20 protein-coding genes are annotated in these 24,305 nt (G+C 69.1%); 9 read left to right on the forward strand and 11 right to left on the reverse strand.

All coding sequences use genetic code 11. The annotated features are described in order from the left end of the window. Positions 1–415 precede the first annotated feature (415 nt). The gene (locus EV192_RS52655) at positions 416–1,408 is read left to right on the forward strand and encodes a hypothetical protein (protein ID WP_132126377.1); all 993 of its coding nucleotides are present in this window, start codon (positions 416–418) and stop codon (positions 1,406–1,408) included. On the opposite strand, the gene EV192_RS52660 is transcribed toward EV192_RS52655, so the two are convergent. The 3 genes from EV192_RS52660 to EV192_RS52670 form a co-directional block, all read right to left on the reverse strand. After that, complete coding sequence (locus EV192_RS52660) at positions 1,401–2,228, reverse strand: LLM class flavin-dependent oxidoreductase (protein WP_132126378.1); 828 nt, start codon at positions 2,226–2,228, stop codon at positions 1,401–1,403. The two genes, EV192_RS52655 and EV192_RS52660, sit on opposite strands and share 8 nt — an antisense overlap. 80 nt (positions 2,229–2,308) lie before the next feature. Then, positions 2,309–2,719: an HIT family protein gene (locus EV192_RS52665; RefSeq protein ID WP_132126379.1), complete on the reverse strand. Its 411-nt coding sequence runs from the start codon at positions 2,717–2,719 to the stop codon at positions 2,309–2,311. Positions 2,720–2,728: 9 nt separating this feature from the next. Next, positions 2,729–3,436 (reverse strand): VIT1/CCC1 transporter family protein, encoded by a 708-nt coding sequence (locus EV192_RS52670; protein ID WP_243727644.1) that lies wholly within the window; start codon positions 3,434–3,436, stop codon positions 2,729–2,731. 150 nt (positions 3,437–3,586) lie between these two features. On the opposite strand from EV192_RS52670, the gene EV192_RS52675 reads away from it, so the two are divergent. The 4 genes from EV192_RS52675 (at position 3,587) to EV192_RS52690 (ending at position 8,469) form a co-directional block, all read left to right on the forward strand. Then, positions 3,587–4,858, forward strand: a complete 1,272-nt coding sequence (locus EV192_RS52675; protein WP_132126381.1) for a ThuA domain-containing protein — start codon at positions 3,587–3,589, stop codon at positions 4,856–4,858. Between the two features lie 48 nt (positions 4,859–4,906). Further along, the gene (locus EV192_RS52680; RefSeq protein WP_132126382.1) at positions 4,907–5,851 is read left to right on the forward strand and encodes a D-cysteine desulfhydrase family protein; all 945 of its coding nucleotides are present in this window, start codon (positions 4,907–4,909) and stop codon (positions 5,849–5,851) included. Between the two features lie 81 nt (positions 5,852–5,932). Next, positions 5,933–6,820: a hypothetical protein gene (locus EV192_RS52685; RefSeq protein ID WP_132126383.1), complete on the forward strand. Its 888-nt coding sequence runs from the start codon at positions 5,933–5,935 to the stop codon at positions 6,818–6,820. Positions 6,821–6,948: 128 nt separating this feature from the next. Continuing rightward, positions 6,949–8,469, forward strand: a complete 1,521-nt coding sequence (locus EV192_RS52690; protein ID WP_243727645.1) for a DHA2 family efflux MFS transporter permease subunit — start codon at positions 6,949–6,951, stop codon at positions 8,467–8,469. On the opposite strand, the gene EV192_RS52695 is transcribed toward EV192_RS52690, so the two are convergent. Together EV192_RS52695 and EV192_RS52700 are read right to left on the reverse strand one after the other, a co-directional pair. Next, on the reverse strand, positions 8,466–11,183 hold the full coding sequence (locus EV192_RS52695) for an ATP-binding protein (RefSeq protein WP_132126384.1): 2,718 nt from the start codon (positions 11,181–11,183) through the stop codon (positions 8,466–8,468). The two genes, EV192_RS52690 and EV192_RS52695, sit on opposite strands and share 4 nt — an antisense overlap. Positions 11,184–11,199: 16 nt before the next feature. Next, on the reverse strand, positions 11,200–12,327 hold the full coding sequence (locus EV192_RS52700) for a DUF1015 family protein (RefSeq protein WP_165961062.1): 1,128 nt from the start codon (positions 12,325–12,327) through the stop codon (positions 11,200–11,202). A 71-nt stretch (positions 12,328–12,398) separates the two neighbouring features. On the opposite strand from EV192_RS52700, the gene dprE2 reads away from it, so the two are divergent. Continuing rightward, positions 12,399–13,121 carry a decaprenylphospho-beta-D-erythro-pentofuranosid-2-ulose 2-reductase gene (dprE2, locus tag EV192_RS52705; RefSeq protein ID WP_132126422.1) on the forward strand — a complete coding sequence of 241 codons (723 nt, stop codon included), beginning with the start codon at positions 12,399–12,401 and terminating at the stop codon, positions 13,119–13,121. Here dprE2 and EV192_RS52710 read toward each other — a convergent pair. Continuing rightward, positions 13,118–13,666 carry a DUF305 domain-containing protein gene (locus EV192_RS52710; RefSeq protein WP_132126386.1) on the reverse strand — a complete coding sequence of 183 codons (549 nt, stop codon included), beginning with the start codon at positions 13,664–13,666 and terminating at the stop codon, positions 13,118–13,120. The genes dprE2 and EV192_RS52710 overlap by 4 nt on opposite strands. Positions 13,667–13,790: 124 nt before the next feature. Here EV192_RS52710 and EV192_RS57090 point away from each other — a divergent pair, with 124 nt between their 5' ends. Next, positions 13,791–14,141 carry a DUF1877 family protein gene (locus tag EV192_RS57090; RefSeq protein ID WP_279496430.1) on the forward strand — a complete coding sequence of 117 codons (351 nt, stop codon included), beginning with the start codon at positions 13,791–13,793 and terminating at the stop codon, positions 14,139–14,141. A 13-nt stretch (positions 14,142–14,154) separates the two neighbouring features. On the opposite strand, the gene EV192_RS52720 is transcribed toward EV192_RS57090, so the two are convergent. Genes EV192_RS52720 through EV192_RS52735 form a run of 4 tightly spaced genes read right to left on the reverse strand, consistent with a single transcriptional unit; the run spans position 14,155 to position 20,529 of the window. Further along, positions 14,155–15,291: an NAD(P)/FAD-dependent oxidoreductase gene (locus EV192_RS52720; RefSeq protein WP_132126388.1), complete on the reverse strand. Its 1,137-nt coding sequence runs from the start codon at positions 15,289–15,291 to the stop codon at positions 14,155–14,157. Then, positions 15,288–16,817 (reverse strand): aldehyde dehydrogenase family protein, encoded by a 1,530-nt coding sequence (locus tag EV192_RS52725; protein WP_132126389.1) that lies wholly within the window; start codon positions 16,815–16,817, stop codon positions 15,288–15,290. The genes EV192_RS52720 and EV192_RS52725 overlap by 4 nt, the downstream gene beginning before the upstream one ends. Before the next feature lie 17 nt (positions 16,818–16,834). Continuing rightward, positions 16,835–19,285 carry a rhomboid family intramembrane serine protease gene (locus EV192_RS52730; RefSeq protein ID WP_132126390.1) on the reverse strand — a complete coding sequence of 817 codons (2,451 nt, stop codon included), beginning with the start codon at positions 19,283–19,285 and terminating at the stop codon, positions 16,835–16,837. Beyond that, a complete protein-coding gene (locus tag EV192_RS52735) occupies positions 19,282–20,529 on the reverse strand; it encodes an alpha/beta hydrolase (RefSeq protein WP_132126391.1) in 1,248 nt (415 codons plus the stop codon). Before EV192_RS52735 ends, EV192_RS52730 begins: the two co-directional genes overlap by 4 nt. A 420-nt stretch (positions 20,530–20,949) precedes the next feature. Here EV192_RS52735 and EV192_RS52740 point away from each other — a divergent pair, with 420 nt between their 5' ends. After that, positions 20,950–22,020, forward strand: coding sequence for a HesA/MoeB/ThiF family protein (locus EV192_RS52740; protein ID WP_165961064.1), 1,071 nt, complete (start codon positions 20,950–20,952; stop codon positions 22,018–22,020). Next, the gene (locus tag EV192_RS52745) at positions 22,017–23,198 is read left to right on the forward strand and encodes a hypothetical protein (RefSeq protein ID WP_132126393.1); all 1,182 of its coding nucleotides are present in this window, start codon (positions 22,017–22,019) and stop codon (positions 23,196–23,198) included. Before EV192_RS52740 ends, EV192_RS52745 begins: the two co-directional genes overlap by 4 nt. Here the strand turns inward: EV192_RS52745 and EV192_RS52750 are convergent. Further along, positions 23,170–24,231, reverse strand: coding sequence for an NlpC/P60 family protein (locus tag EV192_RS52750; protein ID WP_132126394.1), 1,062 nt, complete (start codon positions 24,229–24,231; stop codon positions 23,170–23,172). The two genes, EV192_RS52745 and EV192_RS52750, sit on opposite strands and share 29 nt — an antisense overlap. Positions 24,232–24,305 lie beyond the last annotated feature (74 nt).

A 24,305-nucleotide genomic window follows, 5' to 3' on the forward strand; every position in this document is an offset into this window, starting at 1 on the left:
AGCCAATCATATCTGGCAGGCGGGGTCCACACCCACGAAACCCAACCGGAGGTCCGCCTACGGGACCCAGCAAGAAGCGGGAGCGATACGGACCGGAAGACCAAGCTGGACCCCGCCTGGCAGATATGATTCCCTTGGGCAGGCCATACGGGAGGGAGACGCCACGACCAAGACAACTAAAACAACCAGCAACACCCAGGAAAGGGCTCCCTCTTGGCGGCCTGCCCTCGCGGCGAGCGAAAAATCTTTCCAGTCCGGACGAAAAGGGCGATCGCGAGCGGCGAGCAGGCAGTCATCGGTCCAGAAGCGGCAAGCGAGCAGTCTTCCGGCCGAAAGCGAGCAAACCCAAAGTCGCCGCGACAACTAATTGCCCACTCGGGACGCGTTCCCGGCAAACGGCCGCTAAGGTTGGTTGATGGGTACCAGGATCAAGCTTGGCTGGGAGACGAGGATCGACCAGCTCACGCTCGCCGTCGACTTCGCGATCGTCGGCGTCGGGCTGATTGTGCTCGGCGCGTTCCTGGGTGGTGTCGGGGGTGTTCTGGTGATCGTGGCGGGGACGTTGGTGACGCTGGTTGTCGTCATTCGGATGAATGGGTGGCGTTCGTTGCTGTGGCCTCGATACTTGACCGTTGGGCCGGATGGGATCGGCGATGACACCAAGATGGGCACACCTTTCCAGGTTCGTTGGGCGGACTTGGTCTCGGTTGGCGTGATCACCGAGCCGAAGCGGATGACCTTGGTGTTCACCTCCACGCAGGGCAGTCGTTCGTACCGGATTCCGCGTCGGGACGCAGTTCTGCCCGCGTTGCGCGAAGCGGCTGGGTGCCCGGTGGTTGAGTTGCCGCCGCCTCCCGAGGGTGAGCGGGTGGTTGTGGATGTTGGCGCGCGGCAGGGCTGGTACGGGGTTGTTGGGGGTGCGCTGGCTGGGTTCTTTGGGGTTTCTGGGTTGGTCGCGGCGTTCGGGAGTCAGGCGTCGACCGGTGTGCGGATCGTGGCTGGGATCATCGGGGCGCCGCTCGCGTTGATCGGGCTCGCCGTTCTGTTGAGCCTCCCTGTGTTGCTACGCAAGCGACTTGTGGTTGTCGACGCCACCGCGTTCACTTGGGACGACCCGACTGAGCAGTCGTTCACTGTGCCGTGGACCGACCTGGCCGGCGCCGGCATCGACAGCACCGTCGTGCGGAACATGAACACAGGCAACCGTTACTCCGTGCACATTGTGCTTGTCCCGCACGGACCGCAGTTCGCCGAGAACCACCGGGAGATGAGCAAGTTCGCCAAAGACAGTCGCTATGTCATCCCGTTGGGCGACGCGGCTGGCGAAGGTAACACGATCGGCGACGCGATGAGGCGGTTCGCGCCGGCCTTGTGGCTCGGCGCGAACGAGAAACGCGGCCTCATCTGAAGGAGTCGAGCCGCCCCACGACCTTGTCGAACACCGCCCGCTCGTCTGGTTTCGGGGCGTAGCACACTATCTCGTCGAACCCGATCGTCGCGTAACGTTCGACGAGCCGCGCGAAAGAGTCCTCTGAGGCCCACGGTGTGATCGACCCGTACGCGAGCAGGATGCGCCGCTGCGGTGCCTGACGAAGCTCGGTGAGCCGGCGGATCCGTGCGACCGACGCCGCGTGGAACTCCTCTTCGCTTGCCGCGCCGGGGAAAGTGACCCAGCCGTCGCCGTGCTCGGCCGCGACACGCAACGCCCGGGGAGCGTTCGCCGCGATGATCAACGGGATCCGGTCCTGGATCGGGCCGGGTGTCATGGACGCGTGCTGGTACGGATAGTACGGACCCGAGTGGTCGCTCACGTCGCCTTGCAGCAGCCGGTCGACCACGTCGACGAACTCGCCGAGCCGGGCCGCGCGTTCGGCAGGCTCCCACATCGGCACGCCGGACATGCCGTGGTCGGTCGGCCAGACGCCGGAGCCGATGCCGAGGTCGAACCGGCCGCCGGAGACGTGGTCCAGGGTCAACGCCTGCTTCGCAAGCACAGTCGGCCGACGGAACACGACGTTGGCGATCAGCACACCGACGCGGATCCGCGTCGTGGTCGCCGCCCAGGCCGCGATGATCGTCAGGCCGTCGTGCACCGGCACGGCCGGGTCGCGCGGGTTACGCATGTTGTCGCCGGTCCACAGCCCGTCGAAACCGGTCTCTTCGGCGATTTTCGCCCACCTGGCGGCCTCGTCCCAGGTGCCTGGGTTGACCTTCAGCCCGAACCGCATCTGTGTGTCCCCTTCATCCGGATACCCGAATGATGATCACGCTACCCGGGTCCACACCACACCGATGCCCGAAAGGGCGCTCAGGACAGCGCTTTCCGCACGCGCGCGGCGTAGTCGTCGGCCTCCTCGTCCGAGGCGTACTTGGTCCGCGGCCAGAAGAAGCCGCGCAGGCCGTCCCCTTTCGTCCGGGGAACGACGTGGGTGTGCAGATGCGGCACGCTCTGGCTGACCACGTTGTTCATCGCGACGAACGTGCCCTGCGCACCCAACCCCGCCTGCACCGCCACCGTGATCCGCTGGACGAACTCGAAGTAGCCGCCCAGGTCGGCCTTGGGCAGGTCGGCGAACGTCGGCACGTGCGTCGGCGGGACGACCAGCGTGTGGCCCTTGAACACCGGCCGGATGTCCAGGAACGCCGTCCCGACCGGCTCGGCGGCCACCATGAAACCCGGCTTCTCCCCGGCGACGATCGCACAGAACAAGCAGTCCATCGCGCAATCCTAGGAAACGGCGGTGCCGACCAGATGACCGATGCCGTACGTGACGGCCATGGCCACGACACCACCGGCGATGTTCCGCGCGACGGCCGGCAGTCGCGGCGCTCCGCCGAGCCGTGCGCTGAGCGACCCCGTCAGCGCCAGCGCGATCACGCCGACCGCGACTGTGACGGACACCCGCAGGTCCCCGGTGGGGATCAGGAACGCCAACAACGGGAGCAACGACCCGACCGTGAACGCGACGAAGCTCGCCAGCGCCGCCTGCCACGGGTTCGTCAGGCCGTCCGGGTCGATCTTCAGCTCCGCCTCGGCGTGCGCGGCGAGCGCGTCCTTCGCGGTGAGCTGCTTCGCCACCTCCTCGGCCAGGTCCGGGGTCAGGCCCTTGTCGACGTAGATCTTGGCGAGTTCGTCCAGTTCCACCTCGGGCATCTCGGCCAGCTCGCGGCGTTCCTGGTCGAGCAGGGCCTGCTCGGCGTCCCGTTGGCTGGACACCGACACGTACTCGCCGGCCGCCATCGACAGCGCGCCGGCGAACAGCCCGGCGAGGCCGGCGGTCACGATCTGTGGTACCGACGTGGTCGCGCCGGCGACGCCGAGCACGATGCTGGCGGTGGACACGACGCCGTCGTTGGCGCCGAGAACACCGGCTCGCAGCCAGTTCAGGCGGGCCCCGGTGTCCTCGTGCGGTTCATGGTGCTGAACATCCGTCACTGACCGAGCGTAAGCCACCCGTGCCCGTTCGGCGCCTTGCCAGGTGGTTTAGACCATTATACGCTGCGTGACGCTGGACGACCCGTCAGTTGTCGGTACTGGTCCCTGCCGGCCGGTTTCAGCGCCGCCGATATCCAGAAGGGACCCCGCATGTCCTCAACCGCGGGCAAACGACCATGGCTTCGGGCGCTGACCGTCATCGCGCTGTTCCTCGGTTTCCTCTCCGTGCCCACCGCGTCCGCGGCACCGCAGTTCAAGGTGCTCGCGTTCTACAACGGCGGTTTCGACACCGGACACATCGCGTTCGTGCAGGAGGCCAACCCCTGGTTCGCCCAGTTGGCCGCGCAGAACGACTTCGGCTACACCGCGACCCGGAACTGGGACCTGCTCGCCGACCCGGGCACGCTGGCGCAGTACCAGGTCGTGATGTTCCTGGACGACCTGCCGCACTCCGCCGCCCAGCAGCAGGGATTCCAGAACTACGTGCGCAACGGCGGTGGGTTCTTCGGTTTCCATGTGTCCGCCTTCACCCAGGATCCCAATGACTGGCCGTGGTACCACAGCACGTTCCTGGGCGCCGGCACGTTCCGGAACAACACCTGGGGCCCGGCCGCCGCGATCCTGAACGTCGAGAACCGGACCCACCCGGCCACCGCGCACCTGCCCGCGGTGATCAACTCGTCGGTCAGCGAGTGGTACAGCTGGAACAACGACCTGCGGCAGAACCCGAACATCACCATCCTGGCCTCGGTGAACCCGCGGAGCTTCCCGCTCGGCACGGACCCCAACCAGGCGTGGTACAGCGGTTACTACCCGATCATGTGGACCAACAAGAACTTCAGGATGCTGTACGCGAACTTCGGCCATGACGCGGTCGGCGCGAACGGCCAGGGCACGTCGTCGACCTTCGCCAGCGCCGACCAGAACAGGTTCATCCTGGACGGCCTGTTGTGGCTCGGCGGCGGCACCCAGAATCCGGACCCGTTGTCGCCGACCGCCTGGTACAGCGTGGTCAACAAGGGCACGTCGAAGTGCGTCGACGCCCGTGCCGCCGCGACCGCCAACGGAACCGTCATCCAGCAGTACACCTGCAACAGCACCACCGCGCAGCAGTTCCAGTTCCAGCCCACCAGCGGCGGCTACACCAGGGTGAACAACCGCAACAACCCGGCGCAGGTCGTCGACGTCACCGGGGTGTCCACCGCGGACAACGCCGGCCTGCAGCTCTGGGCGTACGGCGGCGGCACCAACCAGCAGTGGCAGCCGGTGGCCGAGAGCGGCGGCTTCTACCACTTCGTCAGCCGCAACAGCGGCAAGTGCCTGGCCGTGCCGACCGGCTCGGCCGCGGACAGCGTCCAGTTGGTCCAGCTGACCTGCGACGGCGGCACGGCCCAGTCGTTCGGCGTGAACGTGCTGGGCTAGACGCCAGGGGTGGGGCGGTTCCGGCCGCCCCACCCTTATCGTGCGGTCATGCCGATCGATCTCGCCGCGTATCCCCGGGTGATCCTGGGCCAGTGGCCCACCCCGCTCGACGACTGCCCCCGACTCACCGAGGCCCTCGGCGGCCCCCGGATCCTGGTCAAACGCGACGACGTCAACGGCCTCGGCGTGGGCGGGAACAAACTCCGCAAGCTGGAGTTCCTGATCGGCGAGGCGCTTGCGGCCGGCGTCGACACCGTGATCACGTTCGGCGCGTTGCAGACCAACCACGGCCGGCAGACCGCGGCCGTGTGCGCCCGGCTCGGCCTGCGCTGCGAGCTGATCCTGGTCAAGGAGGTGGACCGGGCCGACGAAGCGTACGAGAAGTCGGGCAACATGCTGCTCGACCACCTCTACGGCGCGCACGTGCACATCTGCGAGACCGGCGAGGAAGCCGGCCAGGTGTACGAACGGGTGAACGCGGAACGCAACGCCGTGACTTTCCCAGTCGGCGGTTCCAACAGCACCGGAATCCTCGGCTACGTGGCCGCCGCCGCGGAACTCCATGACCAACGGGCCGACATCGACAAGATCGTCGTCGCGGTCGGCAGCGCCGGCACCGCCGCCGGCCTCGCGCTCGGGATCAAGCAGCTCGACTGGCCCGTCACGCTGATCGGCGCGTGCGTCTCGCGCACCGCGGAGGAGTCCCGCGCCTACGTCGAAGGACTGGCCGGCGCTGTCGACATCGAGCTCACCGACCGGGCCGTCGGGGCCGGATACGGGGTGCCGACCAGGCAGATGTGGGCGGCCGTACGGCTGTTCGCGAGGACGGAAGGCATCACGCTGGACCCCGTGTACAGCGGAAAAGCCGCGGCCGCGCTCGTGGACATGATTCGTAACGGTGAGATTCGCGATGACGAGACGGTCGTGTTCGTGCACACCGGGGGACTTCCGGGGCTTTTCGCGTACGCACCCGATCTCATAGCGTCTGTTTGAGCGAAAACGGTCCTCGGGTATCCCGCTGTGGTCCCGTCCGAGCGACGATGGACCGGTCGGGGCCCGAGGAGAGGCAGCGCCATGGAGCAGACCGACAAGAGCCGGGCGGCCTTGTTGGCAGCTGTGGTCACCATTGTCGTCGTGCTGGCGGTCAGCCTGGTGGTGCACGGCCCGGTGTGGATGTGGGCCGCGGTCGTGGTGGTCGGCGCCGGTGGCGCCGCCCTGGCGGCCCAACACGTCGTGCACCGCAGGGAACAGGCGGAACTGCGCCGGGTGATGGAGCGGCAACAGGCCCAGATCGAACAGAAGGCCGCGGAACCGGAGGAAACCGAACCGCCCGCGCACGTCCAGTATCCGCTTTCGGCGATCCCGCTGCCCAGTTCCGAGATCGACTACAAGGTGCTGCTGTCCGCCACGGTCTGCTGGCGGCAGATAGCGTCGACGAACGGCCCGCCGCACACCAGCCCGGTGGACCTGGCCGTGAACTGGATCCTCACCCGGGCGCGGGAGCTGACCGTGCTGGAGAAGCCGGAGGAGTTCCAGGTCGTCCAGCACCGGCTCGGGGTGTCCCTGGGCACGCCGCTGGCCGAACCGTACGGCCAGGTGGTGGCGTGGGCGGTGGACGTGTCGCTGACCGTGTCCGACGAGGACGCGCGCCGGTTGGCCAGGCTCGCGGAGTTACGCAAGCACGAGCGGATGTGGGAGCAGGAGCGGCGCATGGAAGTGAGCATGCGCCGTTATCTTTCCGAGGATGTGCTCAAGGACACGGGCAGCGCGATCGTCTGGTGGCTGGCGCGGCACCCGGACGCGGTCGAGCAGACCGTCCAGCTGATCGGCCCGCTGGCCCAGATCACCGCCGCGGCCAACAGCAAGGACCTGCCGGTTCCCGAACTTCTCCGTGCGATCCAGGCGGCCGAGGCGAACGGCCGCCATATCCCACCGTCGGACGGCACAGTGGCCGGCCAGTGAAAGTGTGATCGTCCACACGCCGATATCGCTTTGGCTGCGCGGATATTCCGTCGGTAGGGTCTTAATTGTACATATTCGCGCAGCGGTGCTGCGCACTTTCGTTCAGAGAACTTCCTTGGGGGAGAAGCGTGGCGCAACCAACCGACAAGCTCGACGGCGCCGTCCTGAAGGTGGCCGGCGTCGTCGTTGTGGGCGTCGTCATGGCGATTCTCGACACCACCGTGGTCAACGTGGCGCTGAAGGCGCTCGCGCTGCAGTTCACGACTTCGTTCGACACCATCCAGTGGGTCGTCACCGGTTACATGCTGGCACTGTCCACAGTCATCCCGGTGACCGGATGGGCGTCCAACCGGTTCGGCACCAAACGCCTCTACATGCTCGCGATCGTGATGTTCCTGATCGGCTCGGCGCTCGCCGGGCTGGCGTGGAACATCGAGTCGCTCATCGTCTTCCGCGTCTTGCAGGGCCTCGGCGGCGGCATGCTGATGCCGGCCGGCATGACCATCCTGACCAAGGCGGCCGGTCCGGCCCGGGTCGGCCGGGTGATGTCCGTGCTGGGTGTGCCGATGCTGCTCGGCCCGATCGGCGGCCCGATCCTCGGCGGCTGGCTGGTCGACTCGGTCAGCTGGCGCTGGATCTTCTACATCAACATCCCGATCGGCATCGTGGCGCTGGTGCTGGCCTGGCGGTTCCTGCCCAAGGACCAGCCGGAGGACGCCGGCCGGTTCGACTTCCCGGGCATGCTGATGCTGTCGCCCGGCCTGGCGCTGCTGATCTACGGCGTGTCGAACATCCCCAGCGCCGGCGGGATCGGCGACGTCAACGTGTGGCTGCCGGGTGGGCTCGGCGTGGTGCTGATCGCCGGGTTCGTGCTGCGCGCGATCAAGGCCGCGAACCCGTTGATCGACCTGAAGTTGTTCCGGGACAAGAGTTTCGCGGTCGCCGTGTTCACCATGTGTTTCTTCTCGGTGTCGTTCTTCGGCGCGATGCTGCTGTTCCCGTCGTACTTCCAGCTGGTCCGCGCCGAGAGCGCGCTGAACGCGGGCCTGCTGATGGCGCCGCAGGGCATCGGCGCGATGATCGTGATGCCGATCGCGGGCACCCTGGCCGACCGGATCGGCGTCCGCAAGGTGGTGCTTCCCGGCCTGGTGCTGATCGTCGCGGGGATCGCGATGTTCACGCAGGTGACCGCGACCACCCCGTACTGGCAGCTGCTGCTGGCGCTGTTCGTGATGGGCGCGGGCATGGGCGCGACGATGATGCCGATCATGTCGGCCGCGCTGCAGACCCTCAAGCAGCACGACGTGGCCAACGCGTCCACCTCGCTGAACATCGTCCAGCAGGCGTTCGGCGCGATCGGCACCGCGATCATGTCGATCATCCTGGCGGCGCTGCTCGCCGGGAAGTTCGACGTGCCGACCAGCCAGGGCCAGTTGGCCGCGATCGGCGCGCTGAGCGACCCGAAGACGCACGACTTCGCCGCCAGCGCCACCGCCGACTCGTTCGCCACGACGTTCGTGGCGTCGTTGGTGCTGATCGCGATCTGCGTGCTCCCGGCGCTGCTCCTGCCGGGCCGGCGACGCCAGGTGTCGTCGACCGAGGGCGAAGGCAGCTCCGAGGACGCGACGCCGCCGGTGATGATGCACTAGCTGAGGTTCTCGCTGGCCCACTGGGCCAGCGAGATCCGGCTGGTCACCCCGAGTTTGGCGTAGCTGTTGCGCAGGTGGGTCTCGACCGTGCGTTCGCTGAGGAACAGCCGGGCCGCGATGTCCGCATTGGACAGTCCCTCGCCGAGCAGCCGGACCACCTGGGTCTCCCTGGCCGACAGCACCCCTTCGGTGCGCGGTGGCCGAATCCGGATGCCGAGCGTACGGGCGAGCAGCCGCGCCCGATCGGCCCATGCCGCCGCGCCCGCCCGGTCGAACGTCGCCAGGCAGTCGAGGAGCAACGCGCGGTCGGCGACCAACTCCGCCTGTTCCAAGCGGGCCTGCGCGGCGAACAGCGGGGCGCCGATCTCGTCCATCCGCTGTGCCGCGGCTGCGAGCGCGTCCGGATCCTTGGTGCGCAGGCCGTCGAGCCGGTCAGCGAACGCACACGCCAGACCAAGCGCGGGGGACTCGTCGCGCATGAACGTCGTCATTCGAGCGACCACGTCGTCGTCGCCGTTCCGGAGCGCGGTCAGGCCGGTGAACAGGCCCCGGACCGTGCCGGACAACGGGTCGGCGAAGGCCGAGGACGGGTCGAACGGCTTCGGTGAAGTCGGGCCGTCCAGGTAGTAGCCGATCGCCGCCTCCGCGAGCGCGACGATGGTGGCGAGGCTCATCTCCGGTGCCAGGTAGGACTGCTTCGCTTCGGCGAGGGCGGTTTTGGCGTCGGCCAACCGGCCGAGTTCGGCCAGCAGGAACGCCCGCAGGCCCTTGTTGCGGCCGATCGACCGGGGGATCCGGCCGTCGACGGCGGTGCTGACCGCCAAGTCGACCTGGGTGAGCGCGGTCGCGATGTCACCGGTCAGGTACGTGGCGAACGCCAGGCCGTACAGCTCGAAACCCCGCAGCGACGGAATCTCGACCAGGGTGGGCGTGGCGATGCTTTCGGTGATGCCGGCGAAGCAGCCCCGGACGTCGCCGGTCAACGCGCGGGCGTAACTCAGGATCAGCCGGGCGAACCGCGGGTAGAACGGGTACTGGTCGGCGAACTGCCGGGCGTGCTCGACCGCGGACTCCAGTTCCGGCAACGCGTCGTAGTGCCGCCGCTCCAGCAGCAGTTGGAAGCCGCGGCCGAGGTAGCCGACCGCCCGCGCCTCCGGGGGCTGCTCAGGGCCGATAAACCCGGCCATGGTGGCGGTGACCGCGCGGGCCTCGGCCTCGTCGCTGTGCCGCAGCGTGAACTCGAAGTGCCGGAACGCCGCCTCGTGCGACGTGACGCTCATCCGCCGCGCCAGGTCGTGCAGCCGGTCGTTGGCGGTCTGTGAGTCGCTGCTCTCCGCTTCCAGCCGCAGCAAACGCAGCTGAAGGCCGCCTGCGTCGTCGAGCATGCCGTTCCGCGCGGCGAGCGCCAGACCCTCCCGCCACGCGGCCGCCGCCTGTTCGTAGCGGCCCTGGCTCTGGTGCGCGCGCCCGACACCGTCAAGCAGCGCGGGGACACGCACTGGGTCAGCGAGTTCTTTCGCCGTGCTCAGATACCGGACGGCTTCGTCGGCCGCGCCCATCGCCAGTGCGCGCCAGCCGGCGTCGGCGGTGATCTCGACCGCCCGCGACGGATCGGCGAGCGTGCCGGCCTCCTGGTAGTGCGGGGCGAGCGTGAGCACGTCGTCCAGGCTGGTCTTCTCGACCGCGACGAGCACGGCCGCGTGCAGTTGGCGTCGCTCGTTCGCGGTCAGGTCGGCGTACGTGACCTCGGCGTAGAGCGGATGCGACACCCGGTACCCGATGTGCTGGTCCGCAGGCAGTTCGGTGATCAGCCCGCCGCGCACCAGACTCCCCAGCGCCTCGGGATCGTCGTCGATGTCGCGCAGGACGGAGTCGGTGGCCGCGTCCCCGGCGACGGCCACTGTCGCCATCATCCGCCGCTCGCGCTCGTCGAGCCGCTGCAGCCGGTCCAGCACGACGTCCCGGACGATCGCCGGCAGCGGCGCGTCAGCCCGGAACCCCGTGTGCACCAGCGCGGTCACGAACAGCGGAACGCCTTTGGCGCGGCGCGTCACGTCGTCGAGGAAGTCCTGGTCAGGGGTGCTGCCGAGGAGGTTTCCGGTGAGTTCGGCGACCGCGTGGTCGGGCAGGGGCGCCAGGTCGATCTCGCCGTCCTGCCGGCGCACGGCCGTGGCGAGGGTGTCCAGTGGCGTGCTGGCGTCGCCTGGCCGGTACGCGCCCAGGACGAGTACGGCCTGCCCGGCGACACCCTGGCCGATGTACTGGACGAGTTCGACCGTGCCGCGGTCGGCCCAATGCAGGTCGTCGACGACGAGCAACGCCGGCGCCAAGCGGGTGACCAGGCCGACCACGGCCTCGAACATCCGGGTCCGGGCCAGGCTCGGGTCACCGCCGGGCGGCGCCGCGGGCAGCCGTGGGTCGGCCAGCAGCCGGGACAGGTTCGCCAGGCCGGTGTGGTCGTCCCCGGCGGCGACGTACGGTCGGATGGCGGCCACGATCGGCGCGTACGCGAGGCCGGCGTGCAGGGCATGCGCCTGTCCACGCAGGACAGTGAAGCCACGCTCCCGCGCCAGCGCGACGGTCTGCTCGGCCAGCCACGACTTGCCGATGCCCGCTTCGCCTCGCAGCAGCGTCAGCCGGCCGCGCCCGTCCTGGGTTTCGGCGACAGCGCGCGCGAGGACGGCCAGCTCTGCGTCCCGCCCCACGGTCGACATCGGACCCGAGTCTAGATCACCGCAGGTCGGCCAGAACGAGCCCGCTGCGCGGCTTGGGCGTGAAGTACGTGGCCTTCCTGGGCATCCGCCGGCCGGACAGGACGTGGTCCAGGGGCACCGGGGCGATCAGCACCACGGCGTCCGCGTCCGGCCTCGGCTGCTGGCCGACGTACAGCGGCCGCAGCACCTCGGCCGGGTCCCGGCCCAGCGCTCGCTCCACCATGAGCTGCTCGACCTTCTGGTGGTCGATCCCCGGACCGGGCAGCCGGATCGCCAGCCGGTCCAGCCCGGCGAGCACGACGACCGTGCCGGGCGCCGGCGACCCGTTCGCCGGCTGGATGTCCAGGCCGGCCGCCCGCCACCGCTCGACCAGCTCGCCGGGTGCCAGGCTGGTGTGCACGAAGACCCGGTTGATCGGCCCGATCCGCAGGTCCGGCCCGTCGGTGACCAGGGCGAGCAGCCCGTTGCCGGCGAGGGTCGCCGCGGCCACCCGGTGGTTGCCGTCGGCGACCAGCAGCGGGTGCCGGCGGATCGCGGTGAGCACAGTGTCCTGCAGGTCCCCTTTGCCCAGCAGCCAGATCCGGTCCCGGCCGTGTTTGTCCACGATGGACACCTCCGGCTCGCCCAGTTCGGCGACAACCCCCTTGAGGAGAGCGGTGAACGCGGCGCCGCCGTCCGCGGGTACGAGCATCGCGGCACTCGTCGCGCACCTCAGCGCGGCCTGCATCGCGGCTCGTTCCGCCACCACCTCGGGATACACGTCCTCGGTGTGCCGCACGAACGTCAAGCCGCCGGGCAGGACCGCGGTCGGGTCGACCACACACTGCACCCCGAGGGCCTCGCCACCCGGTCCGTCACCCCACGACAGGGCGACGACGTCGTGGACCCGGCGGTAGTGCTGGGCCCGCAGGTGGCCCAGGGCCGCCTCGGCGATGGGGACCGCGTCGAGCAGGCCACGGTTCTCCGCGATGGCCGTGGGCGTCCGGTGGGGGTGCTGGACGGCCAGCAACGTCCCGTCGGCGGCGCCCGGCCGGGCGAGCTCGCGGGTGATCTGGTCGGGCTCGCCGAACTCGTCGACGTCCGGCCCGGGGACCGTGCCCCGGACCAGCCACCCGGTGCCCAGGGCACGGACATGGTCGTTCACCATGAGGATCATGTCGGTTCGGCGGCGGGAATCGTCACACGGGGCACGGCTGGGACAATGCCCCCGTGACGATCCTGGTGCTCGGCGGCCGGAGTGAGATAGGCCTGGCAGTGGCGAAACGGCTGGCCAAGGGAACGGTCGTGCTGGCCGCCCGACGCGCGGACGACCTGGCGACCGAGGCGAAGACCCTCCTCGAAGCCGGCGCCACCACGATCGAACGGGTCGAGTTCGACGCCGACAACCTGGCCGCGCACGGCCCGTTCCTGGCCGACACAGCCTCGCGGTTCGGCCCGATCACGACGGTCGTGATCGCCTTCGGCATCCTGGGGGAGCAGTCCCGGGCGGAACGCGACGCGGACCACGCGCTGTCAATCGTCCACACGGACTACACCGCACACGTGAGCGTCCTGACCCACCTCGCGAACATCCTGCGGGACCAGGGGACAGGGCGGATCGTCGTGTTCTCCTCGGTGGCCGGCGTCCGGGTCCGCCGCGCCAACTACGTGTACGGCTCGGCCAAGGCCGGTCTGGACGGCTTCGCCAGCGGCCTGGCCGACGCCCTGCACGGCACCGGGGTCCGCCTGCTCCTGATCCGCCCAGGCTTCGTCACCGGCCGAATGACCCACGGAATGACACCGGCACCGTTCGCCAGCACCCCGGACCAGGTCGCGGACGCCACCGTGAAAGGGTTGCGGGGAAAGAAAGACGTGGTCTGGGTGCCGGGAGTGCTGAAGCCGGTGTTCGCGGTGATGCGAATGCTCCCCAGGTCGATCTGGCGGCGGATGCCCCGCTAGACCTTCAACGCCTGAACCTTCTGGATCTGCTCGCCCTGCTCCTTCACGATCTTGTTCGCCAACGTCTTGGTGCCCGCGTGCTTCCCGGTGTTCAGCACCTGCTTCGCCATGTCCACGCCGTTCTGCAGGTGTTTGGCCACCATGGTGAGGAACTTCTTGTCGAAGTCCGCGCCGGTCGTGGTCTGCAGTGACTTGATGTCCTTGGCGGACAACATACCGGGCATGTCCATGTCCATTCCGGACATGTCGGCGGGCGGAGCCACGTTCCAGGACCGCAACCAGCCGTTCATCGTCTGGACGTCCTGCTCCTCCGGACTGAGGATCTCGGCCGCGACCACCTTCACCTGCTCGGTCCCACCCAGCCTGGTGGCCAGGTCGGCGATCTGAATCGTCTGCCTGTGGTGCGGGATCATGTTCAACGAGAACTGCACGTCAGCGTCGTTGTGGTCGTCACTCTTGGCCGGGCCGGCACTCGTGGCGGTCTGGCCGCAGCCGGCAAGCGCCAGCACGAGAACAACGAACGTCGCGATCAGTCGTGAACGCATCAAGCCTCCATTCCTCCGTTCAGGGATACGGACAAACACCGTCGAGTGGTTCAATGACTACATTCAGGACTACGAAAACAGTTATTTATACATGTGACGAAAAAGAAGATAAGCGGAGATGGGTATGGTCCTGGGATACGTTGAGGTGACCCCGGAGCAGCTGGCCCGGGGTCGCCGACGACGGCGAGGCGGCCCTCGCCCTGAGCTACGAGCTCGGCGGCGACGTCGTTTACGCGGGCATCGGCAAGGACTGGGACGCGCTGCAGTACCTCTTCGACGAGGCCGAGGTCAACTCGCCCCGCACTTCGATCCCGCCGCGATGGCGGCGCGGGAGATCTATCCAGCGTGGCGGTGGACCGAGGACTCCGCGCCGGAGGAGTTGGCACACCTGCGTGACCAGTACGCCATGTTGCGGACGTTCTTCAACACGGTCGCCAGCAACGGCAACGCGGCACTCGGCCACTTCTGCCCCTAGTGACTCGGCAGTTTCACACAGTGTTGTGCTCTGCCTTGGAAAAGGATCCGGCGAATCGTCTGGCGTCCAAAGAGGACACGTCGACGAAGGGGGAGTGGCCGAGCACGAGATCGCGGATGACCTCGCCGATCGCTGGGCCCTGCAGGAAACCGTGGCCGGAGAAGCCGGTGGCGTACAGGAAACGGCTGATGTCAGGGGATTCGCCGACCATCGCGTTGTGGTCGGGGGAGACCTCGTACAGGCCGGCCCAGCCACGGGCGATGCCGACGTCCGCGAGTTGGGGTGCGCGGCGCTCCACCACGGGGCCGAGGCGGTCCAGCCACTCGTCGGAGACGTGCAGGTCGAAGCCGTACTCCTGGTCCGGGTCGGACATGCCGAACAGCAGCCCGGGGCCTTCCGGGTGGAAGTAGAAGGTGCTGCCGAAGTCGATTGTCATCGGCAGTCCCGGCGGCAGCCAGGGAAGTGGCGACGTGACGCGGATCTGACGACGCAACGGTCGGACTGGCAGCGGCACCCCGGCCATCTCACCGATCGCCGCCGACCATGCCCCCGCGGTGCACACCACGACGGACGTCGTCACGAAGTCCGACACGGTACGCACGCCGGTGATTTCCCCATCGGACACGGAAATCCCCGTGACCTCAGTGTGCGAAAGGATTGTGGCCCCGAGACGGCGGGCCGCGGCGGCGTAGCCCTGGACCACGGCTTCCGGTGTGCAGTGCCCGTCGCGGGGTGAGTACGCGGCGGCGAGCAAGCCAGTGGGCGCTATCAGGGGAGACAACGCGCATGCTTCGGCCACGTCGATCATCCGTGACGGGACGCCCATCGAGTTCTGCAGTTCCACGCCCGCGGTGAAAGCGTCCACATCGGACGATTTGTCGAGCAGGAACAGGTATCCGTTCTGGCGTAGGTCAATGGGGAAGCCTGGGTCCTGCGCGAACCGTTCGAACGCCGCCAGACTGTGTTGACCCAGTGCGATGTTCACCGGGTCGGAGAACTGGGCTCGGACGCCGCCGGCCGCGCGGCTGGTGCTGCCGGAGCCGAGTGAGTCGCGTTCGAGCAGGAGCACGTTGACGCCGGCGGCGGCGAGATGGAACGTGGTGCTCACGCCCATCACGCCGCCGCCGATCACGACGACGTCGGCTTTCACAGTCGGAACGAGAGGTCTGGGGTGATGGTGGCGACGTCCATCTGGGCCTTCTGCAACCGGCCGGAGAAGTCCCAGTTCATCGACTGCCAGCGGGTGAACTGGTCGAGGACCCAGATGCCCGATTGGCGGCTGCCGTTGCCGGATTTGCCGTTCCCACCGAACGGCAGGTGCGCCTCGGCGCCGGAGGTCGAGTTGTTGACGCTGACCATGCCCGCGCCGATCCCGGCCCGGAACCGGAACGCCGATTTCGGGTTGGTCGTGTAGATCGACGAGGACAGGCCGTACCCCGGCGCGTTCGCCAGGTCGATGGCCTCGTCCAGGTCGCGGTACGTGGTGACGCCGACGATCGGGCCGAACGTCTCCTCCTGGAACAGCCGGTCGTCCCGCCGCACGCCGTCGACGATCACCGGGTGGTAGAACAGGCCCGCCGCCGGGTCGCCGGTGAAGCCCGCGCGTGGGTTGTCCGCGGTGATCCGGCCGGTCGCGCCGATGACTGTGTGGTGGGACGCGATCCAGCCAAGGGTGTCGTCGTAGTTCGAGGCGAACTTCTCGTCCAGCAACGGCCCGAACAGGACATCCTCGTCCGGTGCGCCGACCTTGGCCCCGGCGACGGCCGCGGTGAACCGGGCGACGAACTCGTCGTGGACGTCCTCGTGCACGATCACGGTGCCCAGCGATGTGCAGCGCTGCCCGGCCGTGCCGAACCCGGAGAACAGGGCTCCTTCGACGGCCAGGTCGAGGTCCGCGTCCGCGGTGATCACCATCGGGTTCTTGCCGCCCAGTTCCAGGCACGGCGACTGCACGTGCCGGCCGCACAGTTCGCCGATCCGGGCGCCGACCGCGCTGGACCCGGTGAAGCCGACCTTGTCCACCAGTCCTGCCGCCAGGGCCTGCGTCAAGCCGTCGTACGTGTCCTGCCCGTCCGCGAACACCAGATTCAGGACGCCTGTGGGCAGTCCGGCCCGCCAGATCAACTCGGCGAACGCCCGCGCGCTGGCGGCCGCGTACTCCGCCGGCTTCCACACAACGGCGTTTCCGCAGAGCAAGGCCGGTACGAGGTACCAGGACGGCACGGCGACCGGGAAGTTCCCCGCGGTGATCACCGTGGCGACACCGACCGGGACGCGGAACGTGAACAGCTGCTTGTCCGGCATCTCGGACGGCACGGTCTGCCCGTACAGCCTGCGGCCCTCACCCAGGAAGAAGTCGCACGTGTCCACGATCTCCTGGACCTCGCCGCGGGCTTCCGCCAACGGCTTGCCGATCTCGCGGGTGACCAGGCGGGCGAGCTTGTCGGCGTTGGCCTCGACCAGTCGGCCGAGGGCGGCGACGAACTGGCCGCGGACCGGCGCCGGCACGGCGGCCCACTCGCGTTGCGCACGCCTGGCGGACTCGGCCGCCGCGACCACGGTGTCCGGGCCGGCCAGGCGGATCGTCGCGACCACGTCGTCCAGTCGGGCCGGGTTGCGGGACAGGTATTCGGCGCCCTCGGTCACGGGCTTGCCGTCGATGAGTGATTCGAACACCTGCCCACCGTAGGCCGTCAACGCCGGTCGCGGGACCGTCGGACCAACGTACGAACCAGGCGGGCGCCTTCCTCCAGCGTGATCTTCGGCAGGTACGCGCGGGTGATGGCGTTGCCGATGCTGGGCAGCGCGGCCGCGTCCGGGTAGCTCATGAACAGCGGCCGGTACTGGGGCTGGAACTTCGCCTTGAACGCCAGCAGCGACCTGAACCCGTACACCGGTTCGAGGGTCTTGCCGACCATGTCCAGCACGCGCTGCAGGGGTGGCGTGCGCTCGGCGCGGTCCAGCCTGGCGAGCGGCGCGCCGGACAGGCTGAGGAACTCCATGCCCTCGTCGCGGGCCTCGGTGGCCATGGACGCGATGAGGAACTCCATCACGCCGGTGAAGCCGTCGTGGTCGCGGCGCATGAAGTCGAGTGTCCAACCGACGACCTGCCCGTCCCGGCGGACCGGCAGCCAGCTCGTGACACCGTGCACACGGTTGTCCGCGTCGACCGCGACCATGCAGCGGACGTCGTTGTCGGCCAGTTCCTCGATGCGGCCGAGGGTGAACCCCATCTCCGGCAGGCCCTTGTCGGCCAGCCACGCCCGGGACAATGCCCGGATCTGGTCGGTCATCCACTGTGGAGCGTCCGGGAACCGGACCGCCTCGGCGGTCACCTGCCGGGCCTCGGCCTTGTTCAGCGCGGTCCGCACGTCCTGCCACTTCTTGCCGCGGAACTGCAGGTCGGGCAACGGGATCACGGTCTCCTCGGCGACCTGGACCGAACTCCAGGTGGCGTCGGTGAGCTCGGCGCGCAGCTCGTCGCTGACGCCGTAGAAGCACGGGGTCCAGCCGTTCTCCGCGCAGAACTTCGCGAACTCGCCGGCCGCCCTGGCGCGTGCGTCCGGGGCGCCGACGGGTTCGCCGGTGGTGAGGGCGACGGACGAGATGACCCGGTACGCGATCACCGCCCGGCCGTCCGGGGTGAACCAGTAGTTGTTGCCCCGCCAGGTGATCATGTGTGACATCGACGTGCCGCCGTACTCGGCCAGCAGCGACCGGGCGCGGACCCGGTCGGCGATCCGGCTCTCCACCCTGGCCCGCAGGAACGTCAGCACACAGCCGGCGATCACGACCGTCCAGAACACCACGCCGACCCACTGGTGCAACGCCATCGCGAGCATGCCGCTCGGCACCACCGTGAGGTCGAACCCGTCCAGGTACGCGGGTGGGATGAACCTCGTCGGCAGGTCGCCCAGCAGCTGTTCGAACGACGGCGGGTGCTCGAACTGGCCGCGGGCGAGGTACCCACCGATCGAGTACGCCACCACGCAGAAGAAGAACGTGGCGCCTGTGGTCACCGCCAGCTTCCGGTAGACGCCGGCCGGTGCCTGCACGTCGAACCGTTTCTTGGTGGCCAGCAGCAGAACCAGCACCAGCAACGGTTGCAGCAGCGACACCGTGGTCCTGGTCCAGTCCTGCGACGACATCGGCGCCGGGTCGGTGAGGAAGTAGACCAGCAGGTCCATGCCGAGCAGGGCGAGGGTGGCGTTCAGGCCGGCAGCGCCCCACCAGGCGAACCGCCTGCCGCGGCGGAGGCCCTCGGCCATCACGAGCATGAGCAGCGCGGGGATGATCGACATGAACGCCGGGCCGAGCCCGGCCAGCCGCAGCGCGACCCGGGCCTGCTGGCAGGTCATGGTCAGGTTGGTGGTGACACCGGCGCACAGTTCGTCCACATCGGACGGATCGAGGTGGTCGCCGACGAGCATGACCTGGAACGCGCTCAGCGGTCCGTCCGGGGTCTGGGTCGCGGTGGCGACGAGCGGGCCGATCGCGGACACCGCCACGATCATCGCCACCAGCAGCCGGGACTCCACTCTGGACGGTGCCGTGTCCGGCTGTCGCTTGCCGCGGCCGAGCATCAACGGTCCCAGCGCGAGCCCGGCGAGGCCGGCGAACAGCCGCATGAAGTCGCCGAGCGATCCGGCGTACAGCGCGAGCATGACCATGGTGAGCACGAGCGTGAGCCGCAGCCGCCGACGCCACAGCGCGGGCAGCCGCACGCTTGCGGCGAGCGCCGCGCCGAAGGCCCCGCCGCACGGGCTGACGACCGGGTTGGTCATCAGGTCGGCGGACCACCAGTCGCCCGCGGCGGCGCCGAGGGTGGCCACACCGACCGCGAGGATCGTGCCGAGGACCTGCGTGATGAGGAAGACCAGCAGGGTGTAGCCGGCGCCGATCCGGCGTTCGGCCAGGCCGCACAGCAGGGCGAGGATGATGGTGGCACCGATGTACCGCGGCACGCCTTCGGCGAAGAACATCGGCGTGACCAGGCTCCACCAGCCGCCGCGGGCGATCAGGTCGCCGCTGACGCCGACCCGGTCGACCAGGTCGGCCGGGCCGAAGCCGGTGGCCGCGCCGGTGATCCAGAAGGCCAGGACCATCGCGACGGTGGCCGGGTTCCGGCGCAGTTGCGTGATCACGCGGTCACCAGGCCCATCCGTGCGGCGAGCCAGTCCATCGAGGCGTCCAGGCCGCCCGACCAGCCGCGCCAGTCGTGGCCGCCGGTGACCTCACGCGACTGCACGTCCATGCCGGCGCGCCGGCTCAGGTCGAGCATCTTGCGCTGCTGCGGCTTGAACTGCTTGTCGAAGATCCCCACGGTGAACACGCCCGCGGTGCCCGGGAACCGGCCGGTGGCCAGCAGGTCGGCCGGGTTGATCCGGCGGAACGCGGCCTCGTCGCCGCCGAAGCCTTCCCTGATGGTGCGCTCGCGGCTGCCCAGGGTCGGCTCCTCCTGGCCGGAGATGTCGACGAAGAGCGGGTAGACGTCCGGGTGGCGCAGGGCCAGCTGCAGCGAGCACGTGCCGCCGTAGGAGAAGCCGGCGACCGCCCACCGGTTCGGGACGACCTGGAGGTTCTGCCGGATCCAGGCCGGGACGTCCTTGGTCAGGTACGTCTCGGCGTTGCCTGCCTTGGTGTCCGCGCACAACGGGTTGTTCATGCCGCCGCCGGTGGCGTCCGGGATGACGACAATCGGCGCCACGCCGTTGTGGGTGGCGGCGAACCGGTCCATGATGTCGGCGACCTGGCCGCCGTTGACCCAGTCCTGCGGCGCGCCCGGCTGGCCGGGGATGAGCACCAGCACAGGCAGCGATGGTCGCGGCACGGCCTGGTACGCCGGCGGCACGTAGAGGTAGGCGTTGCGGGCCGGGAACTTCGACTCCGGCGACGGGATCGCGACCTGGGTGACCGCGCCGTGCGCCGGCATGATCGGGGCGGGGACGTTGATGCTGGCGAAGGCCACCTCGTTGGGCGGCGGCATGCCGAGCGCGGCCCGCAGGGTGGGGTAGTAGCCGTAGACGGCGTTGATCTTGATGGTGGCCGTGCCGATCACCAGGAGGACCGCGAGGACCGCGGTACCGCGGCGCCACCACCGGATCCGGGGCATGCCGGCGATCGCGAGGCCGATGGCGAACACGGCCGCCCCGACCCAGTACAGCACCCGCAGCGGCAGCGCGTCCGGGAACGGCTGCCAGAGGTCGTCGACCACCCAGTTGAGCCCCACTGTCACCAGCACGCTCACCCCGGCCACGAACGGCACCACCCGCAACCACCACCTGCGGTCCCGTCTGACCAGCAGCGACAGCCCAGCCACCGCCCCGAGCGCGGTCAGCACCGCGGGCACGGGGCCGTGCACCAGCTCCCAGTCCAAGATCTCGCCCATCTGTGTCCCATCCCCCCAGGCAACCCTCACCTGGAGGACGCCACACCCGCCCGATGAGTTGCGTCCCGGACACACCGGACACGGCGGCCGGTACCGGACCGCCGTCCGACGGCGACGATAACACGCATTTGTGGGAAATGGGATTTGTGCCGGATTTTAGGGCCGTCCGATCGTGCAGGAGTCTCGGCGTAATGGGTGTCCGGTAGATCTTCGGCGACTGTCGCATATCGGCCCCGGGTAGCGTCATTCGAGTCACGACCACAAAGGAGGTGAATATCGTGAAGATCACGGTGAAAAAGGTGGAGCGTATCGAGGCGACGCAGCGGCACCAGACCGAGAACGAACTCGCCTGACAACCTTTTCCACCGCCCCTGGTGTGTCCTTCGACCGCCAGGGGCGGGTCATCGGCAGGAGATGCGCATGATTCCCCGCCTGAAATCACTTCAGGTCGAATCCGTGGCCGGCGGCGTCATCATTCACCGGCGCGCGCTGGAGCGAACGCACCTGGCGGACGCCGAAGGCAGCGTCGCCGTGTTGCTGAGACTGCTGCGCGAAGGCACTCGCACCGAGGACGAACTCGTGCCGGCGATGGCGGCCGAGGGATTCCAGGTCCCCCGGGACGACATCGCCGCCGCACTGGCCCAGTTCGACGAGTGGCGGATCCTGGAACGGGCCGGCGACGACGACACGCTGACCCCGGCGGTCCGGGAGCGCCACCAGAGCAATCTCCGGTTCTACGACGTCTCCGCCGACCTCACGGTGAGCAGCGCCGACCAGCACCGGGCGGTCGCGTCGGCGCGGGTGCTGCTGCTCGGCGCCGGCGGCCTCGGGTCGGGGATCCTGCAGTCGTTCGTCGGCCTGGGCGTCGGCCACGTCACCCTGGTCGACTTCGACACCGTCGAGATCAAGAACCTGGCCAGGCAGTTCGCGTACGGCCTCGCCGCGGTCGGCCGGCGCAAGGTCGACGCGGCCAAGGCGTGGGCGGCGGCCTACTCGGGCGGAACCGTCGTCGACGCTGTGCACCGGCGCGTCGAGGACGTCGTCGCGATCCAGGAGCTGGCGACCGGGCACGACGTGGTGGTCTGCGCGGTCGACACCCCGGGCAACGTACAGCTGCTGGTCAACGAGGCCTGCTGTGACCTGGGCATCCCGTTCGTGGCCGGCGGGCTGGCGTACTCCAGCCTGGTCTACTGGTCGGTCCAACCCGGCACATCGGCCTGCCGGCAGTGCCTGGAGCTGCGTCGTGCCGAGGAGCCGGCTGCCGAGGGCGCCGGTCCGCTGTTCGACAGCCAGCCGGTGAACCGGGCGACCGGACCGGTGGTGCAGGTGCTGTCCGGGCTGATGGCGATGGAGGCGATGCGATTCGTCCGGCGGACTGAGGCCCCGGTCGCCCTGGCCTGCTACCACGTGCTGCAGCTCGCCGACGACATGACCACGTCCCGTGATCCGTGGCAACGGCACCCGGACTGCCCATGGTGCGCCCGGCGATGACGGCGAACCGCTACCAGGCGCTCACGGTCGTGCCGGACGCGGAGGGGTACATCCTGGGCCGTCGGGGCGCCGACGACTTCGTGGCCGTGCCGGAGATCGGTGGCCAGGTCATCCTGTGGTTACAGGCCGGCGTGGCCGTGGACGACTGTGCGGCACGCGCGAGCGAGGCCGTCGGCCAGGACGTCGACGTCGCCGACTTCCTGGCCGACCTGACCGCGGCCGGGATCCTGACCGAGGACGCCGAGCCACCGCCCCCGGAGAGACCACCGCCGGGGCACCGGATCGGCCGGGTGTTCTTCGGCCCGGTCGCGCTGGGCATCCAGGCGGCCCTGGTCGTGGCCGGGATCGTGCTGCTGGTGTCGGATCCGGCGCTGCGGCCGAGCTACCACGACGGCGTGCCGTTCGCGGTGCCGCTGGTGAGCATCTTCACCGTCACGACCGTGTCCCTGATTCTGACGATCATCCACGAGCTGGCGCACAAGCTGGCCGCCGCGTGGCTCGGGGTGTACGGCCGGATCTCGTTCGGCCGACGGCTGTTCTTCCTCGTGGCGCAGACCGACGTGACCGGTCTCTGGGTCCTGCCGCGCTGGAAACGGGTCATTCCACTGGTCGCCGGGATGCTGGTCGACGGCGCGATCGCGGCCGCGTTTCTCATTCTCCAGGAGACGGCCGGAAATCTCGGTTCGCCGACGACCGAGATTGTGCGCGCTGCTGTTCTCGTCAATGTCGGCGGCATCATCGGACAGCTCGAAGTGTATATGCGCACCGATTTCTACGCGGTTTTCCTGGTAGTGACCGGGCGCAAGAATCTGTGGGCGATGAAAGGGGCGGTCGCCCGGCGGCTGATCCGGCGTCCGTCGGCGGAGGATGCCGAACTTCTCGCCGCGGCCGGCCCGAAGGACATCTTCTGGGCGCGGTTCTACCTTGTGCTCTACCTTCCGGGTGTCGCCGTCGCCACCTGGTATTTCGTGGTGTTCCGGCTCCAGGCGATGGTCAGCATGCTGCGCCTGTCGTGGGCGGCGCTCGATGGGGGTGTGTGGTCGGCCGCCGGCGGTGTGCTGGCGATCGTGCTGATCGTGGTGCCGACCGGGATCGGGCTGCTCGGCGCCGGCAGGTCGGCGGTGCGGACGGTCCGGGAGCTGGCCCGGGTCAGTTCATCACCCGGCGGATCACGGTGATCGGGCCGATGGCGTCGATGTTGGACACCCGGATGTTCTGGCCGACGTCCGGCGCGTGCACCGCGCGCTTGTTGTCGATCGCCATGGCCACGTGGTGCACCGGGCTGTAGTAGAAGATCATGTCGCCGGCGCGGACGTCCGCCCGGTTGATGGCCTGGCCGACCGTTGACTGCTCGATCGACACGCGGGGCAACTGTAAGCCGCCCGCGCGGTACGCGGCCTGCATCAGGCCCGAGCAGTCGAAGGCCTGCGGTCCGGTCCCGCCCCACAGGTACGGCAGGCCGAGCTTGCTGAGGGCGAACTTGACGACCTCGCCGAGGTTGCCCTTGGGGACCACCGCGCCCGACCCGTTGTCGGGGGTGTCCTGCAGGATGGCCTTCTGCTGCGGGGTGAGGCTGTCCAGGGTGGCCTTCACCGCGGCGATCTGCTTGGTCAGCTCGTCGCGCTGGCGGGTCACCTGCTGCTCGGTGGCGGACACGGCCGCCTCGGACCGGCGGGCCTCGATCTCGGCCGCGGTGGCGTCCCGAGCCGCCTTCTCCGCGTCGGCGATCGCGACCTTCCCCTGCTCCGCGGCGGACCCGCTCATCTGCGAGGCCATGCTCGAGGCCTGCATCTTGGCGATCACGTCGGCCTGGCTGGAGCTGTTCAGGAACGCGGACATGGCGTTCAGGTCGCCGCTCGACTGGATCAGCGCGTCCAGCCGGGACTGGTCGTCCTGCGCCTGGGAGGCCCGGCCGCGGGCGACGTCGGCCGCCGTGCGGGCCGCCTGGGCCCGTACGGCCGCGGCCTGGGAGTCCGTCCGCTTGCCCTGGAGGTTCTCCTGAACGAGCAGGAGTTCCTCGTTGACGCGTTCGGCCTGGTTGGACAGGTCGTAGTAGCGACCAAGCAGACCGGCCACGGTGGTCGGCGGTTGCTCGACGGCCGCTGAGGCGGTGGCGTTGACCAGGCCCGCGATCAGCGCGCTGAGCGCGGCAAGCACGATTTTGCGTACCAGGGCGCCTCGCCAGCCACCCGATCGCACCAACCTGCTCACTCGTCCCCCTCGCCTCGTCCAGTCCCGTCGGCCATTGTTCCCGATCTTGACGGCCCGCTGTACCGACTTCTGGA

Source organism: Actinocrispum wychmicini (assembly GCF_004345645.1).
GTDB lineage: Bacteria > Actinomycetota > Actinomycetes > Mycobacteriales > Pseudonocardiaceae > Kibdelosporangium > Kibdelosporangium wychmicini.

What these genes read in the sequence shown, in the direction of transcription:
- EV192_RS52695 (WP_132126384.1), bottom strand. Translation starts at nt 11,183, where the DNA reads ATGTCGACCGTGGGGCGGGACGCAGAGCTGGCCGTCCTCGCGCGCGCT.
- EV192_RS52680 (WP_132126382.1), top strand. Translation starts at nt 4,907, where the DNA reads ATGCCGATCGATCTCGCCGCGTATCCCCGGGTGATCCTGGGCCAGTGG.
- EV192_RS52735 (WP_132126391.1), bottom strand. Translation starts at nt 20,529, where the DNA reads ATGGGCGAGATCTTGGACTGGGAGCTGGTGCACGGCCCCGTGCCCGCG.
- EV192_RS52660 (WP_132126378.1), bottom strand. Translation starts at nt 2,228, where the DNA reads ATGCGGTTCGGGCTGAAGGTCAACCCAGGCACCTGGGACGAGGCCGCC.
- EV192_RS52665 (WP_132126379.1), bottom strand. Translation starts at nt 2,719, where the DNA reads ATGGACTGCTTGTTCTGTGCGATCGTCGCCGGGGAGAAGCCGGGTTTC.
- EV192_RS52655 (WP_132126377.1), top strand. Translation starts at nt 416, where the DNA reads ATGGGTACCAGGATCAAGCTTGGCTGGGAGACGAGGATCGACCAGCTC.
- EV192_RS52710 (WP_132126386.1), bottom strand. Translation starts at nt 13,666, where the DNA reads ATGCGTTCACGACTGATCGCGACGTTCGTTGTTCTCGTGCTGGCGCTT.
- EV192_RS52685 (WP_132126383.1), top strand. Translation starts at nt 5,933, where the DNA reads ATGGAGCAGACCGACAAGAGCCGGGCGGCCTTGTTGGCAGCTGTGGTC.
- EV192_RS52675 (WP_132126381.1), top strand. Translation starts at nt 3,587, where the DNA reads ATGTCCTCAACCGCGGGCAAACGACCATGGCTTCGGGCGCTGACCGTC.
- EV192_RS52745 (WP_132126393.1), top strand. Translation starts at nt 22,017, where the DNA reads ATGACGGCGAACCGCTACCAGGCGCTCACGGTCGTGCCGGACGCGGAG.
- EV192_RS57090 (WP_279496430.1), top strand. Translation starts at nt 13,791, where the DNA reads ATGGTCCTGGGATACGTTGAGGTGACCCCGGAGCAGCTGGCCCGGGGT.
- EV192_RS52740 (WP_165961064.1), top strand. Translation starts at nt 20,950, where the DNA reads ATGATTCCCCGCCTGAAATCACTTCAGGTCGAATCCGTGGCCGGCGGC.